The organism is Streptomyces sp. CB03238 (genome assembly GCF_002099185.1).
Lineage (GTDB): Bacteria > Actinomycetota > Actinomycetes > Streptomycetales > Streptomycetaceae > Streptomyces.
In genome coordinates this window covers 118107-136627 of sequence record NZ_NBCN01000011.1, presented here as the reverse complement: position 1 = coordinate 136627, position 18521 = coordinate 118107, and the positions used below count along the sequence as shown (strand labels likewise).

General features: G+C 71.6%; 11 protein-coding genes, 2 tRNA genes and 2 pseudogenes. 7 read left to right on the top strand and 8 right to left on the bottom strand.

Features of this window, described 5'->3' with window-relative positions:
• Positions 1-208: 208 nt before the first annotated feature.
• The 5 genes and pseudogenes from BKD26_RS21700 to BKD26_RS21680 all read left to right on the top strand — a co-directional run.
• A pseudogene (locus BKD26_RS21700) lies at positions 209-430 on the top strand (MFS transporter); the annotation flags it as partial.
• 40 nt (positions 431-470) lie between these two features.
• Entirely contained in the window at positions 471-2234 is a 1764-nt protein-coding gene (locus BKD26_RS21695) for a beta-galactosidase (RefSeq protein ID WP_084900719.1), read from the top strand.
• Entirely contained in the window at positions 2234-4648 is a 2415-nt protein-coding gene (locus tag BKD26_RS21690; protein ID WP_084900716.1) for a beta-galactosidase, read from the top strand. The genes BKD26_RS21695 and BKD26_RS21690 overlap by 1 nt, the downstream gene beginning before the upstream one ends.
• A 96-nt stretch (positions 4649-4744) precedes the next feature.
• A complete protein-coding gene (locus BKD26_RS21685; protein WP_084900714.1) occupies positions 4745-5824 on the top strand; it encodes a LacI family DNA-binding transcriptional regulator in 1080 nt (359 codons plus the stop codon).
• Between the two features lie 443 nt (positions 5825-6267).
• Entirely contained in the window at positions 6268-6495 is a 228-nt protein-coding gene (locus BKD26_RS21680) for a hypothetical protein (RefSeq protein WP_241518767.1), read from the top strand.
• A gap of 270 nt (positions 6496-6765) precedes the next feature.
• Here BKD26_RS21680 and BKD26_RS21675 read toward each other — a convergent pair.
• A tRNA-Ala gene (locus BKD26_RS21675) sits at positions 6766-6838 on the bottom strand.
• A gap of 151 nt (positions 6839-6989) precedes the next feature.
• On the opposite strand from BKD26_RS21675, the gene BKD26_RS21670 reads away from it, so the two are divergent.
• Positions 6990-7538: a DNA-binding protein gene (locus BKD26_RS21670; RefSeq protein ID WP_073756505.1), complete on the top strand. Its 549-nt coding sequence runs from the start codon at positions 6990-6992 to the stop codon at positions 7536-7538.
• Between the two features lie 57 nt (positions 7539-7595).
• Positions 7596-8915 carry a serine/threonine-protein kinase gene (locus tag BKD26_RS21665; RefSeq protein ID WP_084900708.1) on the top strand — a complete coding sequence of 440 codons (1320 nt, stop codon included), beginning with the start codon at positions 7596-7598 and terminating at the stop codon, positions 8913-8915.
• Between the two features lie 106 nt (positions 8916-9021).
• On the opposite strand, the gene BKD26_RS21660 is transcribed toward BKD26_RS21665, so the two are convergent.
• From BKD26_RS21660 to gyrB, 7 genes and pseudogenes are all read right to left on the bottom strand, one after another.
• Complete coding sequence (locus BKD26_RS21660; RefSeq protein ID WP_241518782.1) at positions 9022-10422, bottom strand: hypothetical protein; 1401 nt, start codon at positions 10420-10422, stop codon at positions 9022-9024.
• 265 nt (positions 10423-10687) lie between these two features.
• Positions 10688-11552: pseudogene (locus BKD26_RS21655) on the bottom strand (VWA domain-containing protein); the annotation flags it as partial.
• Between the two features lie 165 nt (positions 11553-11717).
• Positions 11718-11852 carry a DLW-39 family protein gene (locus tag BKD26_RS41425; protein WP_003958712.1) on the bottom strand — a complete coding sequence of 45 codons (135 nt, stop codon included), beginning with the start codon at positions 11850-11852 and terminating at the stop codon, positions 11718-11720.
• Between the two features lie 172 nt (positions 11853-12024).
• Positions 12025-12098, bottom strand: a tRNA-Ile gene (locus tag BKD26_RS21645).
• 59 nt (positions 12099-12157) lie between these two features.
• Positions 12158-12778 (bottom strand): DUF3566 domain-containing protein, encoded by a 621-nt coding sequence (locus BKD26_RS21640; protein WP_084900706.1) that lies wholly within the window; start codon positions 12776-12778, stop codon positions 12158-12160.
• Between the two features lie 3 nt (positions 12779-12781).
• A complete protein-coding gene (gene gyrA / locus BKD26_RS21635; protein ID WP_084900704.1) occupies positions 12782-15484 on the bottom strand; it encodes a DNA gyrase subunit A in 2703 nt (900 codons plus the stop codon).
• A gap of 41 nt (positions 15485-15525) precedes the next feature.
• A complete protein-coding gene (gene gyrB, locus BKD26_RS21630) occupies positions 15526-17598 on the bottom strand; it encodes a DNA topoisomerase (ATP-hydrolyzing) subunit B (RefSeq protein ID WP_084900701.1) in 2073 nt (690 codons plus the stop codon).
• Positions 17599-18521: the final 923 nt, after the last annotated feature.

Genomic DNA, 18521 nt, shown 5'->3' with positions numbered 1-18521 from the left:
GGGCCCGGCAATTGCGCTGTCCGTGCGGGAGTGCACCGTGATGGCGGACCGGGGCCAGGATCTTGACGTGCGTTAAGTTACCGGTAACATCAGCGCGAACCGCGTACCACCAGTCCATCCCCTCTGTGCTCCATGAGCGAAAGGCGTGCTGTGCCGCGGGAGAGACGTGTATTCGACAGCAGGCGACCGGTGCTCAGCGTCGTGGTCGCCCACCGGGCTGCCCTGGCTGAACCGGGCGGCTCCGCGGGCCCGGCGGGCCGGCGCGGTGGTGATCGCCGCGTCCATGGTCGGTGGTGTCGCCGCGGGCCCGACGCTCGGCAAGGCCATCGAGCGGTCCGGGATCCGCGCGGTGCCGCTCCTGCTGTGCGGCGTCTCGGCGCTGTGCCTGGCGGCCACGCTCTGGCTGATCCGCAGCACCCGGCCCCGCTGACCCCACGGCCCCCCACCTCGAAGCGAAGGGAAGCTTCCGCATGCCCGCCCTGACGACGACGCCCGACGGTTTCCTGCTGCACGGCGAGCCGTTCCGGATCATCTCCGGCGCGATGCACTACTTCCGCGTCCATCCCGGCCAGTGGGCCGACCGGCTGCGCAAGGCGCGGCTCATGGGGCTCAACGCGGTGGAGACGTACGTCCCGTGGAACGCCCACCAGCCCGACCCCGGCGGCCCCCTCGTCCTGGACGGCCTCCTCGACCTGCCCCGGTACCTGCGACTGGCACAGGAGGAGGGCCTCCACGTCCTGCTGCGGCCCGGCCCGTACATCTGCGCCGAGTGGGACGGGGGAGGCCTGCCCTCGTGGCTCACGTCCGACCCGGACATCCGGCTGCGCAGCAGCGACCCACGCTTCACGGGGGCGGTCGACCGCTACCTGGACCTGCTGCTGCCCCCGCTGCTGCCGCACCTGGCCGCGTCGGGCGGGCCCGTGATCGCGGTGCAGGTGGAGAACGAGTACGGGGCGTACGGCGACGACGCCGCGTACCTGAAGCACCTGGAACAGGGGCTGCGGGCACGCGGCGTGGAGGAACTGCTGTTCACCTGCGACCAGGCCGACCCCGCACACCTCGCCGCCGGGAGCCTGCCCGGCACACTCGCCACCGGGACGTTCGGCGGCCGGATCGAGCAGTCGCTCGCCCGGCTGCGCGCCCACCGGGCCGAAGGCCCGCTGATGTGCTCCGAGTTCTGGGTCGGCTGGTTCGACCACTGGGGCGGCCCCCATCACACCCGCGACGCGGCGGACGCCGCCGACGGCCTCGACCGGCTGCTGGCGGCGGGCGCGTCCGTCAACATCTACATGTTCCACGGCGGCACCAACTTCGGCTTCACCAACGGCGCCGTCCACGAGCACGCCTACACCCCGACCGTCACCTCGTACGACTACGACGCCCCGCTCGCCGAGTGCGGCGACCCCACCCCCAAGTACCACGCCTTCCGCGAGGTCATCGCCCGCCACGCGCCGGTCCCCGGCGAGCCCGCCCCGGCACCGGGCGCCAAGCTCCCGCCCACCTCCGTCGTCCTGGACCACCGGGCGCCGCTGCTGCCGCTCGCCGGCGCACTGGCCGAGCCGGTGCGCACCGACGACCCGCCGACCATGGGCGACCTCGGCCTGCGGGCCGGGTTCCTGCTCCACCGCACCACCCTTCCCGGCGCCGGCGAGGGCCTGCTCACCTTCGCGGGCGGCGTCGGCGACCGCGCCCAGGTCTTCGTGGACGGCGCCCCCGTCGGCGTACTCGAACGGGAACGCCACGACGAGACCCTGCCGCTGCTCGTACCGCGCCCCGGCGCCGTGCTGGACGTCCTCGTCGAGCACATGGGCGGCGTCAACTACGGCCCCCGCATCGGCAGCCCCAAGGGCCTGCTCGGCCCCGTCGCCTTCAACGGCACCGTGCTGCGCGGCTGGGACTGCCACCCGCTGCCCCTGGACGACCCGCGCACCGTGCCGTTCGTCCCCTCCGCCGCCGCCACGGACGCCGTACCCGCCTTCCACCGCGGCACCTTCGAGGTCCTCGCCCCGGCCGACGCCTTCCTCGCCCTGCCCGGCTGGACCAAGGGCCAGGCGTGGATCAACGGCTTCCCCCTCGGGCGCTACTGGAACCGCGGCCCGCAGCGCACCCTGTACGTCCCCGGCCCCGTCCTGCGCCCCGGCGCCAATGAGCTCGTCCTGCTGGAGCTGCACGCCACCACCGGCACGCGCGCCCTGCTCACCGACACGCCCGACCTCGGACCGGAGAAGTCCTGATGGCACACCCGCATGGCCCCCACCGCTTGTGCGTCCCGGCACCCGCCGCGCCTCCGCCGGCCGGCCACCTGCCCTTCGCCGACGCGCCGGGCGTACCCGACCCCATCGAGGTGAACAGCCGCTGGCTGACGCGCGGGGGCCGGCCCTGGTTCCCGGTCTCCGGGGAGTTCCACTACTCCCGCTACCCGGCCCGGGAATGGGAGGAGGAGCTGCTGAAGATGAAGGCGGGCGGAGTGACCGCCGTCGCCTCGTACATCATCTGGATCCACCACGAGGAGACCGAGGGCCGCGTCCGCTTCGACGGCGACCGCGACCTGCGGCGCTTCGCCGAACTGTGCGCCCGCCACGGCTTGGACTTCATCCCCCGCATCGGCCCCTGGTCCCACGCCGAGGTACGCAATGGCGGCCTCCCCGACTGGCTGCTGGCCCGCCCCTGCACGCCCCGCACCGACGACCCCGCCTACCTGGAACCCGTACGCACCTGGTTCGCGGCCGTCGCCGAGCAGCTGCGCGGCCTCGACCGGGCCCATGGGGGCCCGATCGTCGCGATCCAGGTCGAGAACGAGCTCTACGACCAGCCCGGCCACCTCCTCACCCTCAAGCGGATGGCCCAGGACGCCGGGCTGAGCGCGCCGCTGTGGACGTCGACCGCCTGGGGCGGGGTCCAGCTGCCCCCCGATGAACTGCTCCCGCTGTACGGCGGTTACCCCGAGACGTTCTGGACGGAGGCGGACGGCGGCTGGCCCGACACCTGCCGCAAGCACTTCTTCTTCACCCACCAGCGCGACGACGAGGGCATCGGCGCGGACCTGCGGCCGACGACCGTCCGGGGCGGCGACCCCGTCCCCGCCGACCGGTACCCGTGGGCCACCTGTGAGCTGGGCGGCGGCATGGCCATGGCGTACCACCGCCGGCCGCGCGTGGAGGCGGCCGACGTCGGCGCGCTCGGCCTCACCAAGATCGGGTGCGGCTCGGTGTGGCAGGGCTTCTACATGTTTCACGGCGGTACGAACCCGGCCGGCGAACACACCACCCTGCAGGAGTCCCACGCCACCGGCTACCCCAACGACCTGCCCGTCCTGACCTACGACTTCCAGGCACCGCTCGGCGAGTACGGCCAAGTGCGCGCCTCGTACCACGAACTGAGGCTCCAGCACCTGCTGCTGGCCGACTTCGGCCACCTCATCGCGCCCATGCGGTCCGTCCTGCCCGAGCGCCGGCCGGCGGGGCAGCACGACCTGGACACCCTGCGCTGGGCCGTCCGCGCCGACGGCACCTCCGCCTTCCTGTTCGTCAACAACCACCAGCCGCACGAGCAACTCCCGGACCACCCGGACACGGCATTCACCGTCGAGCTCCCCGGCGCCGGCCCGGTGACCCTGCCCAGCACCCCCGTCACCGTCCCCCGGGGCGCCTACTTCTGCTGGCCGCTGAACCTCGACGTCGCGGGCCTGCGGCTGGAGTGGGCCACCGCGCAGCCGGTGTGCACCGTGGACGTCCAGGGGCGCACGGTGCTGGTGCTGGCCGCCACCGACGGCATCACTCCCGAGCTGGCCCTGGACGCGGGCACGGTGACGTCCGTGAGCGCGCCCTCCGGTGACGTCACGGACATCGGCGGCCGCGTCCTGGTCACCGGGATCCGGCCCGGCACCGGCGCCCTGGTCGAGGTGGACACGGCGGACGGCGGGCGGGCCGGCCTGCTGCTCCTGGACGGCGCGACGGCCCGTACCGCCTACCGGGGTGTCGCGTGGGGGGCCGAGCGGCTGGTGCTCTGCCCGGACGGCGTGGTCTTCGACGACGGCGAGGTGCGGGTGCACAGCCCGGCCGCCCAGCCGTCGTTCGCCGTACTGCCCGCGCCGGACGAGGCCCCGGTGGTGGCCGGCGCGACGGTGAGGGACGCGCGGGACGGGGTGTTCACCCGCTACCGGATCGTCCCGGACGGCGCCGGTGCCACCTCTCCCGGACCGGTCGCCCAGGCGGTCGCCCCGGTCCTGGTCCGCCCGGCCGGTCCGGCGCCCGAGACCGTGACGGGCGTACTGGGCCGGGCGAGCGTGCCCGAGGACAAGCACTTCGAGACCGTGGCCGCCGAGTACCACGTCGACGTACCGGACGCGCTGCTGGACGAGCCGGCGGGGACCCTCCTGCGCATCCGGTGGACCGGCGACGTGGCACGGGCGTACGTGGGGGACACGCTCGTCGCCGACCAGTTCTTCTCGGGGCGCGTCTGGGACATCGGCCTCGACCGGCTCCCCACCGACGCCCTGCGCGCCCACGGCCTGCGCCTCCGGGTGCTGCCACGGGCCGTCGGCGCCCCGGTGTACGTCCCCGCGCCGGCGGGCGAGGCCACGGCGGCGCCCTCCGTCCCGTACGCCGAATGGGTCACCGTCCGCTCCTGGACGACGCAGGCGGTCTGACCGCTCCGCCCGAGGATCCGCCCCGGAGCGCCCGGCCTATGCTGTGGACGTGCCGGGGCGGGCAGGACCGCCGAAACGACGTCGAGGACAGCCGCCATGACCCCAAGCGCCGCCGACGGCCCCGCTCCGAAGTGGCGCAGCAGACGGAACTTCGCGGGATCACGCCCCGTGATGGACGACGTGGCCCGGCTGGCCGGCGTCTCCAAGCAGACCGTGTCGCGGGTGCTCAACGACCATCCGTCCGTCCGCCCCACGACCCGCGAGGCGGTCCTGCAGGCCATGCGGTCGCTCGGCTACCGCCCCAGCCGCAGCGCGCGTTCGCTGGCCAGCGGCAAGACCCGGATGCTCGGCGTCATCTCCTTCGACGCGGCGCGCTACGGGCCCGCGTCGATCCTGACCGCGATCAACACCGCGGCCCAGGACGCCGGATACCTGGTCAGCTCCATCGCCATCGACACGGCCGACCACGGCACGGCCGACCACGACACGGTCGCACGCGCGGTCGACCGGCTGTCCGCCGAGGGCGCGGAGGGCGTGATCGCCATCGCCCCGCAGCTCTGGGTGGGCAGAGCGCTGGCGGACGCCCGCCTCGACACCCCCCTGGTCGTCCTGGAGAGCGACCTCGAGGACGGCACCCCTCTGGTCACCGCCGACTCCCGCACCGGAGCGCGCGAAGCCACCGAGCACCTGCTGCGCCTCGGCCACCACACCGTCTGGCACATCGCGGGGCCCACGGGCTGGACCTCCGCCGACCGGCGGCTGGCGAGCTGGCGCGACACCCTCGCCGCGGCCGGCGCCGAGGTCCCCGACCCCCTCGTCGGCGACTGGAGCGCCGACTCCGGCTACGACCTGGGCCGCCGCCTGGCGCTGCGCCCGGACGTCACCGCGGTCTTCGCCTCCAACGACCAGATGGCACTCGGCCTGCTGCACGCCCTCCACGAAGCCGGACGGTCCGTACCCGGCGACGTCAGCGTCGTGGGCTACGACGACATCCCCGAGGCCGCCCATCTGCTGCCCCCGCTGACCACCGTACGCACCGACTTCACCGAGATCGGCACCCGCTCCCTCCGGCTCCTCCTGGGCCGCATCGACGGCCCGGCCGAGCCCCGGATCGACCCCGTCGTCCCCGTCGAGCTGATCGTCCGCCACAGCAGCGGTCCGCCACCGCGGCACTGAGCCACACGGGCGCCTCCGCGGCGGTCCACGGCGGCGAAGAAAACCCCCTGTCCGGCGTTTCCGCAGGTCAGGGGTCCTGGAGTGTGGAGCCCGTCAGCCTCGGACGTACGCCGGTGCTGATGTGTCAACACGCGCTACTTCCCTGGACACAACCGGTTGGGCGGGGTTCCATGGCAGTCATGATGCGCCGAGCGTTATCCACCGCCGTTGTCGCCCTCGTGTTCGCCGCTCTCCCGTCATGTTCCTCGGATTCTTCGGACGGGCCCCCCGCCGAGGGCCGGCCCAGCGGGTCCGGCTCCGCGGCACCGGCATCCAACCCCACGCCGACTCCCACGCCGTCGCCCTCGCCGACCGGGCCGTGCGCTGACGGGACGTGCGAGATCAAGGTCGCCGTGGGGGACGTCGTGACAGTGCCGGGAAGGTATGGCCTCGGGCCCATCAAAGTGACTGCGATCACCGGCGACGCGGTCGAGATGGCCGCGCCACTCACGGGGTCGGGCTACAGCGTTTCGGGTTGCGCCGGTGGCGGCGGTGTGTCGTCGGAGGGGGGCGGCGGCGTCGGGCTGAGCTGCGGCCTGGGAACAGTCGCGACCATCAACGACGCCATGAGCCTGGAGGTCATCGAGATCCGCGCCAACGCCGCCGTCCTCCGTATCGAACCTGCCGGGTGACATATGGCTCGGCCCTTGGGGCGGGGCTTCCCCCGCGGATCCCTTCACCAGGTCACGGAAGCGCTCTGCAGCCTTCTCATCGTCGAAGACCTCGGATTCCTGCCTCAGCGGCCCTCGACCCGCCGGCCCTGAACAGCACGGTGCAGCTCACCGAGCCGTCGCTTTTCTCCCGCTTCCAGATGGATGCCATGAGCGGCACCATGGTGACGTCATGAACACAAAGAGCCTCCTTGACCCGCGTTTCCGCCGGTCAAGGAGGCTCTGAAGAAGTGGAGCCTAGGGGAGTCGAACCCCTGACATCTGCCATGCAAAGACAGCGCTCTACCAACTGAGCTAAGGCCCCGGGACTGCCGCCGAGCGGCGGGTGTCGCAGACCAGAGTACCGGGTGCCGGGGGGTGCCTCGCAAAAGGTTTGGGACTCCCGGTCGACGACCACTCTCCGTAAGATGCTGGACGAGGTTCGCAGCAGCGAACCGAAGCGATGGGGAGACGCAATGGATGCAGCACAGCAGGAAGCGACCGCGAGAGCCAGAGAGCTTCAGCGCAGTTGGTACGGGGAGCCGTTGGGGGCGCTCTTCCGTAGGCTCATCGACGATCTGGGCCTGAACCAGGCCCGTCTCGCCGCGGTGCTCGGGCTGTCTGCTCCGATGCTGTCCCAGCTGATGAGCGGCCAGCGGGCCAAGATCGGGAACCCGGCCGTGGTCCAGCGCGTCCAGGCCCTTCAGGAGCTGGCCGGGCAGGTCGCCGACGGCAGCGTCAGCGCGGTGGAGGCCAGCGACCGGATGGACGAGATCAAGAAGTCCCAGGGCGGCTCGGTCCTCACCGGTACCAGCCAGACGACGGCCAGCTCCGGCGCGCCGACCGTCCGCCGCGTGGTGCGCGAGATCCAGTCGCTGCTGCGATCGGTCGCGGCCGCCGGTGACATCATCGATGCGGCCGACTCCCTCGCCCCCACCCACCCCGAACTGGCAGAGTTCCTCCGGGTGTACGGCGCCGGGCGCACCGCTGACGCGGTCGCCCACTACGAGTCGCACCAGAGCTGATCGAAGCAGGACGCCGGAACGACGCCGGAACAGGGAACTGGGAGCGGGCGCAGCGCAATGGGTGAGGTCTTCGCTGGTCGGTACGAGCTGATCGACCCGATCGGACGTGGTGGTGTCGGCGCCGTGTGGCGAGCCTGGGACCACCGCCGGCGCCGCTATGTGGCGGCCAAGGTCCTGCAGCAGAGCGACGCGCACACCCTGCTGCGCTTCGTGCGCGAGCAGGCGCTGAGGATCGACCACCCGCATGTCCTCGCCCCGGCCAGCTGGGCGGCCGACGACGACAAGGTGCTGTTCACCATGGACCTGGTGGCCGGCGGGTCGCTGGCGCACGTCATCGGCGACTACGGCCCGCTGCCGCCCCGGTTCATCTGCACCCTGCTCGACCAGCTGTTGTCCGGACTGGCCGCGGTGCACGCGGAGGGGGTCGTGCACCGCGACATCAAGCCGGCCAACATCCTGTTGGAGGCGACCGGGACCGGCCGGCCGCATCTGCGGCTGTCCGACTTCGGCATCTCCATGCGCAAGGGTGAGCCCCGGCTGACCGAGACCAACTATGTGGTGGGTACGCCCGGTTACTTCGCGCCCGAGCAAATGATGGGAGCGGAGCCGGACTTCCCGGCCGACCTGTTCGCGGTCGGCCTGGTCGCGCTCTATCTGCTGCAGGGTCAGAAGCCCGACTCGCAGGCCCTGATCGAGCACTTCGCGGCGTACGGCACGCCCAGTGCCCCGGTGGGCATTCCGGAGCCGCTGTGGCAGGTCCTCGCGGGCCTGCTCCAGCCCGATCCGCAGGCGCGGTTCCGTACGGCCACGGGCGCGCGCAAGGCGCTGACGTCGGCGATCGAGATGCTGCCCGCCCCGGCGGCCGACGAGGAGCCGGTCGAGGTCTTCGACCAGATCGGGCCGCTCCCGGCCGGCTTCGGCCCCGAGGGCCCGGTGGCGCCGTCCGCCGCGCCCGCCCAACCCGCCGTCCAGCCATCCGTAACGGACCTGCAGCCGCCGGCCCCGTCGGAGACGGGAAGCTTCCACCTGGCCCCGCCGCCGCGGCAGCCCCCGCCCCTGCCGCAGCCGACGCCACCACCGCGGCCCGCCGCGGCCGCCCCGCCCCCGGCGCCCGCACCCATCCCCACGAACGTCCCCATGAGCACACCCGCCACCGCTGCTGTCCACGCGCACACTGCCTCCCCCCATCACGCCGCCGCGGTGCCTTACGTGTCCGCCTCTACTCGTCAATACACCGGTCACGCCCCGCAGGTTCCCGTCCAGGGCCGGCCGCCCGTGCAGAAGCGGCCGGGACCGCCCCCGAAGGTGACGGTCCCGGTGCTGATCGTGGCCCTGGTTTGTTTCGCGGTCGGGATCTGGGCACTCACCCAGGCCTGAGCCCGGCCGAGCCGCGGCCGAGCCCCGACCGCACGAGGCCGGACCAGGCCGCACGAGGCCGGACCAGGCCGGACCCGGCCGGACCCGGCCCCGTCGCCCCGCCCGCTCACCAGGCGGTGGGCGGCCCGTACTGTGTCGGACCCTCGTCGGGCGCCGCCACCGCCGACCGGGCCGCGCGCCGCCGCGCCAGCAGCGTCCACGCGCCCAGCCCGAGCACGAGCACGGCGCCAGCCCCGATACTGGCCGCGCCGACCAGCTTCATCGTGCCGCTCTTCGCCGCCTCCGGCCCGCTCTGGCCGTTCGCCGCCGCGTCCTCGTCCGCCTCCGTGACGGCGAAGATGCCGGCCGGCCCGTCGTAGGCCGGAGCCGCCTGGGGCGTGCCCTCCAGGCTGACCCGCAGCGTCAGACCGTACGGCTTCTTCCCGAACTCCTCCCCGACCTTCGGGCTCAGGCTGACCCGCAGGTAGTACCAGCCCGCGAACCTGGTGTTCACGAACGAGGAGCCGGAGTCGAAGCGGTTCTCGTACTTCACCGGCGGCATCGGGTCGAGGTCGGCGGACTTCTGCTTGCCGTCGTAGGTCACCGAGTCGGAACTGCTGACCACGCCCTGCATCGGGTTGTAGAGCGTCACGGCGAGCGCGCTGCCCACGAACCCTCGGCCGGAGGTGTTGCCGAGGTCGGCGCCGGCGAAGAGCTGCTGGCCCCAGTTCACCGGCACCCGGTAGAAGAGGGACTGGCCCGGCTCGATGCGGTCCGTCCACTCGCCCTCGGACAGGCCGGTCGCGTCGTGGAAGCTCGCGCCTCCGGCCCGCTCCCGCGGTTCGCCGGCCGCGGCCGGGGGCGAGGCGCTGGGCCAGTTCTCGGGGGCCGCCGTCGGGCCCTCCGTCTTCAGCCTGGGCTCCAGTTGGTGGCGGATCTCCAGGTCCCACGCCTCGGGAGTGGAGGTGGCTCTGCTGCCGCGCTCGATGACGACGTAGTACCGACCGGCCTCCTGGCAGGAGGACCTGTCCCTGTTCATCGTCCGGTGCGCATAGGCCGCGACCGGGCGGGGAAACTCGGCCGCACCGAAACGGGTCTCGTTCGCGCTGCAGTCGAAGCCGTTCCGGTCCTGGAGGGCCACCTTCAGGCTGTCCGAACTGCCGACCTTGCTGCCGGGTTTCGGTACGGCGACGGCGGAGACGTACGCGTTGGTCTTCGCGTCCAGGTCCAGGCGGTAGATGAGCTTGGCACCGCCCTTGATGGCGTCCCTGTACGTCCCGCCCGCGTCGAGCCGGGGCGATTCACTGGTGGTCGCCGCCCCGCGGATCTGCTGGATGCCGTCGGCGAAGACGTACCCACCGGACGCGCCCGCCGCCGCCTCCGCCCGGCCGGCGGCCGGCTGAGCCGCCCCTGCCTGGCCCGGCAGCACCGCCGTCACGCACACCGCCGCGAGTACCGCCGACGCCGCCGACAGCGCCGACACCGCCGACACCGCCCGGCCGTCGGCCGTGCCGCCCCTCCGCCTCATCACGCGCTTCCCCTCGTCCTCTTCGTCGCCGCCCTGCGCCGCACCCGTACGAACGCGGCTCCCGCGATCAGCACCACCGCGCCGCCCACCGCCGGGGCAACCGCGGTGCCGGTCCATCCTGCCCCGCCCGTCCCGCCGCTGTCTGCGCGCCCGGCCGAATCGTCCCGCTTGTCCTTGCCGCCCCCGGCGATGGCGGGCGCGCCGTGCTGCGGACCCGCCACCTCGCCGCCCAGCAGGGCCACGCGCAGAACGACGCCCCCTCGCGCGCAGCGGAAGCCGCGTCCAGGTCCACCGCGTAGTGCCGCTTCTCCCCGGGCCCGATGGTGTCCAGGTACTGCCCCGGTACGAGGGTGGGAGCGCCGTGGGTGACCGGCGTGACCGTCACCCGCTCGCCCCGCAGTCGGTAGCCGTCCGCCGAGAACTGCGAGGCCCGCTGGAGCTGGCGGGCGAGCGCCTTCGCGTCGGGGGCGTCGTAGTAGCGGCCGTTGCCCGCCTCGGCGATGCACTCCAGCTGCTCCCGCGCCGCGCCCCGGACCTGGAAGCCGACGGTGTCGACCCGCAGCCCGACGCCGTCCTTGGCGAGCCGCCGTGCCACCTCGCCCGCACGGCTCCGGGTCGCCGCAGTTGTCCTCGCCGTCGGAGATCAGCAGGATCGTCCGTGCCCCGCTCTTCCCGTCCGCCACCCTGGGCAGGTCCTCCGCCGCCTTGCGCAACGACAGCCCGATGGGCGTGTCCCCCTCGGGCCGCACGGCCGCCACGGCTCGCTTGAGCCCCGCCCGGTCCAGCGCCCGCACGGGCTGGACGAGCCGGGTGTCCGTGCAGCCCCTGGGCCGGTCCGCCCCATACAGCCGCAGCCCGGCCGGACAGCCGTCCGGCAGGCCGTCCACCACGGTCCCGACGGCCTCCCGCGCGGCCTCCATCCGGGTGCGCCCGACTCCGTCGCCGTCCGCCATGGACCCGGACGAGTCGAGCACCATCACCAGCGCGCCGCCCCGCCCGTCCACCGGCTCCGGCTCCCTTACGGCCGCGCCCGCCGCACCGGCGGCCGGCAGCGTTCCCGCAAGGAGGCCCAGCAGTACGCCCGCCCCCCACCACGCTCTTCCCACGCGGATCCCCCTGACCGCGATCATTCAACTTTGCTCTCGCAAGCTAGTGATTTGCGTAGGTGAACTCAAGGGACGCTGTGTCACGGTACGGCAACAGCGCGAAAGGGCCGCCGAAAAGCGCCGAAAAGCAATGGGCCCCGGCCGCTTCTCCAGCGACCAGGGCCCATACGCGGACTGCTTGCGTGCGTCTCACACACCCGAACCTGCGGGCACGGAGTCGGTCGCCTCCGTCCACAGATCCTGCTCGGCGCGATCCGCCTGGATCTGGCGGTACACGAGGAGCCCGCCGATGGCGGCCAGTGCGACCAGGAGGAGCTTCTTCACCGCGCGACCTCGTCTTTCCTTGACGTAGGAGACCTTCTGGCGCCCGACTATACACACCGACCGATACCGATCGGTGACCTACGTCCCGCCCAATGGACTCCCGCCAACGGACTCCGGGCACAAAGCGATCGGCCCGGGCGGAGAGATTCTCCGGCCGGGCCGATCGTCACTGTGGGGCTAACAGGATTTGAACCTGTGGCCTCATCCTTATCAGGGATGCGCTCTAACCAACTGAGCTATAGCCCCTCCGCGCTGCGCGCTGACCTCTGAAGATTAGCGCACGGAGCGGCGTCTTCCCAAATCCGCTATTCGTCCTCGGCGAGCGTGAGCTCCACGCCGCCCACGAAGCCGGCGGACAGGTTGTAGATGAAGGCACCCAGCGTCGCCAACGCGGTCGCCAGGACGACGTCGATGACGGCGATCACCGAGGTGAAGACCAGCACGCGCGGCAGCGACAGGAACGATTGGAGATCGAAGCCATTGTGCTCGTTGGAGCCGGTGGCCTCGCTGATCGTGCCGCCGACGGTCGAGAAGACGCCCATCGCGTCCATGACCATCCACAGCACCGCCGCCGCCACCACCGTGCAGATGCCCAGCGCGATGGAGAGCAGGAAGCTGACCTTCATCACCGACCACGGGTCGGCCTTGGCCACCCGCAGTCGTGCCTTGCGCGTACGGGGCGTCGTCTTGGCCCCCGTACGCGGTCGGCGCACCGTGCCCGTGGTGCCGGCGCTGCCGCCGCCCTGCGTGGCGTACGCCTGCGGCGGGTGGTAGGGCTGCGCCGCCTGCTGCCCGGCGGCGGGCCGCTCGGCGGGCAGTGGGCCGTCGTCGTACGTCGTCACCGTAACCCCCTGGGAGTCCGTGGCAGGGCCACGGGCACCGTTCGTTCCGGAAGCGGCCGATCCGGCGCCCGTGGCCTTACTCACGCTTTACTCCTCGTGCTCCCCGGCCGAGGGCTCCATGCCCTCGACTGCCTCGGCCGCAACGCCGCTCTCTGCGGCAGCCTCGGTGTCCACGACCTCTGCGGTCCCGGCGGTCCCGTCGAAGTCCTCGGGCCCGTCGATCCCATCGGCCCCTTCGACCTCTTCGGCCTCGCGACCGGCCTCGGCGTTACGAGCGATACCGACGACGGCATCGCGCTTGCCCAGATTGATCAGTTGGACGCCCATGGTGTCACGGCCCGTCTCCCTGACTTCGTTGACTCGCGTACGAATCACACCACCGGACAGCGTGATGGCGAGGATCTCGTCCGTCTCCTCGACCACCAGCGCGCCGACGAGCGAGCCGCGGTCCTCCACGATCTTGGCAGCCTTGATGCCGAGGCCGCCACGACCCTGGACGCGGTACTCGTCGACGGCGGTGCGCTTCGCGTACCCGCCGTCCGTCGCGGTGAACACGAACGTACCCGGCCGGACCACATTCATCGAGAGCAGCTCGTCTCCCTCACGGAAGCTCATGCCCTTGACGCCGGAGGTGGCGCGGCCCATCGGGCGCAGCGCTTCGTCCGTCGCGGTGAACCTGATCGACTGCGCCTTCTTGCTGATGAGCAGCAGATCGTCCGCCGCCGACACCAGCTCCGCGCCGATCAGCTCGTCGTCGCTGCCGTCCTCCTTCTCGCGGAGGTTGATGGCGATGACACCGCCCGAGCGAGGCGAGTCGTAGTCCTTCAGGGACGTCTTCTTCACCAGGCCGGCCTTGGTGGCGAGCACCAGGTAGGGCGCCGCGTCGTAGTCGCGGATCGCGAGGATCTCGGCGATCTTCTCGTCCGGCTGGAAGGCCAGCAGGTTGGCGACGTGCTGCCCGCGCGCGTCCCGGCCGGCGTCCGGGAGCTCGTACGCCTTGGCCCGGTAGACCCGGCCCTTGTTGGTGAAGAACAGCAGCCAGTGGTGCGTGGTCGAGACGAAGAAGTGGTCGACGATGTCGTCTTCCTTCAGCTTCGTCCCGCGCACGCCCTTGCCGCCGCGCTTCTGCGAGCGGTAGTCGACGGTCTTCGTACGCTTCACATAGCCGCCACGCGTGATCGTGACGACGATGTCCTCCTCGGCGATCAGGTCCTCCATGGACATGTCGCCGTCGAAGGGGATCAGCTTGGAGCGGCGGTCGTCGCCGAACTTCTCGACGAGCGCGGCCAGCTCCTCGCTGACGATCTGGCGCTGGCGGGACTCGGAGGCCAGGATCTGGTTGTACTCGTTGATCTTGGCCTGGAGCTCGTCGTGCTCGGCGACGATCTTCTGGCGCTCCAGGGCGGCGAGGCGGCGCAGCTGCATCTCGAGGATGGCGTTGGCCTGGATCTCGTCGATCTGGAGCAGGCCCATCAGGCCCTCGCGCGCGACCTCGACGGTGTCGCTGCGCCGGATCAGCGCGATGACCTCGTCGATCGCGTCCAGCGCCTTGAGCAGACCGCGCAGGATGTGCGCCCGCTCCTCCGCCTTGCGCAGGCGGAACTTCGTACGCCGGACGATGACCTCGATCTGGTGCGTCACCCAGTGGCGGATGAACGCGTCCAGCGACAGCGTGCGCGGCACGCCGTCGACGAGCGCCAGCATGTTGGCGCCGAAGTTCGTCTGGAGGTCGGTGTGCTTGTAGAGGTTGTTGAGGACGACCTTGGCGACCGCGTCCCGCTTGAGGACGATCACGAGCCGCTGGCCCGTGCGGGAGGACGTCTCGTCGCGGACGTCGGCGATGCCGCCGATCTTGCCGTCCTTCACCAGGTCGGCGATCTTCTGGGCCAGGTTGTCCGGGTTGACCTGGTAGGGCAGCTCCGTGACCACCAGGCACTGGCGGTTCTGGATCTCCTCGACTTCGACGACCGCGCGCATCGTGATGGAGCCACGGCCCGTGCGGTACGCCTCCTCGATGCCCTTGCGGCCGACGACGAGGGCGCCGGTCGGGAAGTCGGGGCCCTTGATGCGCTCGATCAGCGCGTCCAGGAGCTCCTCGTGGGTGGCCTCGGGGTGCTCCAGCGCCCACTGGGCACCGGCCGCGACCTCGCGCAGGTTGTGCGGCGGGATGTTGGTCGCCATACCGACCGCGATACCGGCACTGCCGTTGACCAGCAGGTTCGGGAAGCGCGCCGGCAGGACCGTCGGCTCCTGGTTGCGGCCGTCGTAGTTGTCCGTGAAGTCGACGGTCTCCTCGTCGATGTCCCGGAGCATCTCCATCGACAGCGGCGCCATCTTGCACTCGGTGTACCGCATGGCGGCGGCCGGGTCGTTGCCCGGGGAACCGAAGTTGCCGTTGGAGTCCACCAGCGGCATGCGCATCGACCACGGCTGGGCCAGGCGCACCAGGGCGTCGTAGATGGAGGAGTCGCCGTGCGGGTGGTACGTACCCATGACGTCGCCGACGACGCGGGCGCACTTGTAGAAGCCCTTCTCGGGCCGGTAGCCGCCGTCGTACATCGCGTACAGCACGCGGCGGTGGACGGGCTTGAGGCCGTCCCGTACGTCGGGCAGCGCACGCGACACGATGACGGACATCGCGTAGTCGAGGTACGAGCGCTGCATCTCGGTCTCGAGCCCGACGGGCTCGACACGGAGGCCCACACCGGGGACGGCGGGCTCCTCCTCCGGCGTCACGGCGACGGGGGTGCCGGGAGTGTCAGGAGTGTCAGGGGTGTTCTCGTCGGCCATTGCTGGTCTTCAGTCCTTTCGTACGGTCAGCTGAGACCGACTCAGATGTCGAGGAAGCGGACGTCCTTGGCGTTGCGCTGGATGAACGAGCGCCGTGCCTCCACGTCCTCACCCATCAGCACCGAGAACAGGTCGTCGGCCTGGGCCGCGTCGTCCAGCGTGACCTGGCCGAGCACCCGGTGGTCCTGGTCCATGGTGGTGATGCGCAGCTCCTCGGCGTTCATCTCGCCCAGACCCTTGAAGCGCTGGATCGAGTCCTCGCGGATGCGCTTGCCGTTCTGCTTGCCGAGCTCGACGAGCGCGTCGCGCTCGCGGTCCGAGTACGCGTACTCGAAGTCGTCCCGGCCCCACTTGATCTTGTACAGCGGCGGGCGGGACAGGTAGACGTGCCCGGCCTCGACCAGTGGCCGCATGAAGCGGAAGAGGAAGGTCAGCAGCAGGGTGTTGATGTGCTGGCCGTCGACGTCGGCGTCCGCCATCAGGATGATCTTGTGGTAGCGGAGCTTCTCGATGTCGAAGTCCTCGTGCACACCGGTGCCGAAGGCGGAGATCAGCGCCTGGACCTCGGTGTTCTGGAGGATCTTGTCGATCCGCGCCTTCTCGACGTTCAGGATCTTGCCGCGGATGGGCAGGATGGCCTGGAACTCGGGGTTACGGCCGGACTTGGCGGAGCCACCGGCCGAGTCACCCTCGACGATGAAGATCTCGCACTTGGACGGGTCGTTCGACTGGCAGTCGGACAGCTTGCCCGGCAGGGAAGCCGACTCCAGCAGCCCCTTGCGGCGGGTCAGGTCGCGCGCCTTACGGGCGGCTACGCGGGCCGTGGCGGCCTGGATCGCCTTGCGGACGATGTCCGCGGCCTCGTTGGGGTTGCGGTCGAACCAGTCGTTGAGGTGCTCGTGCACGACCTTCTGGACGAAGGTCTTGGCCTCCGTGTTGCCCAGCTTGGTCTTGGTCTGGCCCTCGAACTGGGGCTCGCCGAGCTTGATGGAGATGATCGCCGTCAGACCCTCGCGGATGTCCTCACCCGTGAGGTTGTCGTCCTTCTCGCGCAGCAGCTTCTTGTCGCGCGCGTACCGGTTGACCAGGCCCGTCAGCGCGGCGCGGAAGCCCTCTTCGTGCGTACCGCCCTCGTGGGTGTGGATCGTGTTCGCGAACGAGTACACGCCCTCCGTGTACTGCGAGTTCCACTGCATCGCGATCTCGACCGAGAGCATCCGCTCCTTGTCCTCGGCGTCGACCGAGATGACCGTGGGGTGGATGAGCTCGCCCTTGCGCGAGTTGAGGTACTTGACGAAGTCGACGATGCCGCCTTCGTAGTGGTACGACACGGTCCGCGCCGGCGCCTCCTCGGCCGTCTCCGCGGCGTCGGGGTCGTCGGCGTTCATGGTCGCCTTGGCCGACTCGCGCTCGTCGGTCAGCGAGATCCTCAGGCCCTTGTTGAGGAAGGCCATCTCCTGGAAGCGGCGCGAGAGCGTCTCGAAGGAGTACTCGGTCGTCTCGAAGACGTCCGGGTCCGCCCAGAACGTCACCGCCGTACCGGACGTCTCGACGGCCTCGTGCTTGGCGAGCGGGGCGGTGGGCACGCCCTGCTTGTACTCCTGAGTCCAGCGGTACCCGTCGCGATTGATCTCGACCGACAGCTTGGTGGACAGCGCGTTGACGACGGACACACCGACGCCGTGCAGACCGCCGGAGACGGAGTAGCCGCCGCCGCCGAACTTGCCGCCGGCGTGCAGGACGGTGAGCACGACCTCGACGGCCGGCTTCTTCTCGACGGGGTGGAGGTCCACGGGGATGCCTCGCCCGTTGTCCACGACCTTGACGCCACCGTCCGCGAGGATGGTCACGTCGATGGTGTCCGCGTGCCCGGCCATGGCCTCGTCGACGGAGTTGTCGACGACCTCTTGCACCAGGTGGTGGAGTCCACGCTCACCGGTCGAGCCGATGTACATGCCGGGCCGCTTGCGGACCGCGTCCAGACCCTCGAGGACGGTGATCGCGCTGGCGTCGTACGACGAGGTGACCTCGCCGTTCTCGCCGGCAGCAGTGGACGGAATGTTCTCGTTGGGGTTGCCGGAATCGGCCACGAAGCGCCCTTTCTGGCACAGCACAAGCCGTCTCTCCGGGCATGCGGGAGCGGCTGCGTCGTTCGACATGTTCCGCAGTGGGCGGGATTACCTACCAGTCTACCGGTAGCACTGACATTAATGGGGGCTTGCCGGTGCCTGAGTCCGCATGTGCCGCCCTGAACCGGCGCCTGCCGACTCCCCATATCCGGGACGGGGCTACAGGAGCCTCACACCGCCACTCAGCGCTTCGGCCTGTCAACCTCCAGCAACGGTGACGACCACCTCACTCCCACCCCCGGCTCGGCGCCCGCCGCAGGGGCCCCGCGGCCACCCCCTCGGGGCGGGCGGCCCCCGGAGAGCCCCGCGGTACGGGCGACGCTCCGACCGCGTCGCGGGACCGCCGCGGCGGGGGGCCGACCGCGCCGGGCGGGGGGCGGGGGACCGGTTCGGCCACCGCCCGCCCGCGCCCCGGCCCAACGGCTCACCCAGCACGTGAAGTCCGGGGCCCGGCCCCGGTTCCAGCGCCCGCCGATGCGGGGTCCCGCAGGGTCGGGGCCCAGCGCCGGTTGCAGCCGCCCGCACCATGCGCGGGCCCGCAGGAGTACGGGGCGCAGCCCGAGTTCCAGCCCGCCCGCACCATGCGCGGGCCCGCAGGGGTCCGGCGCGCAGCTCCGATTCCAGCCCGCCCGCACCGTGCGGGCCCCGCAGGGGTACGGCGCGCAGCTCCGATTCCAGCGCCCGCCCACACCACGCGGGGCCCGCAGGGGTCCGGGGTCGAGCTCCGTCGATGGCCCGCTCGGCCGACGCACCGGCCTGCACGCCGACGCACGCGGGGCCCCGGGGGTTCGCCCCCGGCTTCGTACCCCACCCCGCCGCGCAGCGGGGCGTCACCGCGCGGCAGCGCCGGGGGCCCGGGGGCACAGCTCCCGGTTTCGGGAAGTGGGGGGTCCCCACGAACCGGCCCG

Bases quoted from the DNA above. Each gene is read 5' to 3' on its own strand.
- BKD26_RS21660 (WP_241518782.1), bottom strand. From the start codon at position 10,422: ATGAGGCGGAGGGGCGGCACGGCCGACGGCCGGGCGGTGTCGGCGGTG.
- BKD26_RS21690 (WP_084900716.1), top strand. From the start codon at position 2,234: ATGGCACACCCGCATGGCCCCCACCGCTTGTGCGTCCCGGCACCCGCC.
- gyrA (WP_084900704.1), bottom strand. From the start codon at position 15,484: ATGGCCGACGAGAACACCCCTGACACTCCTGACACTCCCGGCACCCCC.
- BKD26_RS21670 (WP_073756505.1), top strand. From the start codon at position 6,990: ATGGATGCAGCACAGCAGGAAGCGACCGCGAGAGCCAGAGAGCTTCAG.
- BKD26_RS21665 (WP_084900708.1), top strand. From the start codon at position 7,596: ATGGGTGAGGTCTTCGCTGGTCGGTACGAGCTGATCGACCCGATCGGA.
- BKD26_RS21685 (WP_084900714.1), top strand. From the start codon at position 4,745: ATGACCCCAAGCGCCGCCGACGGCCCCGCTCCGAAGTGGCGCAGCAGA.
- BKD26_RS21695 (WP_084900719.1), top strand. From the start codon at position 471: ATGCCCGCCCTGACGACGACGCCCGACGGTTTCCTGCTGCACGGCGAG.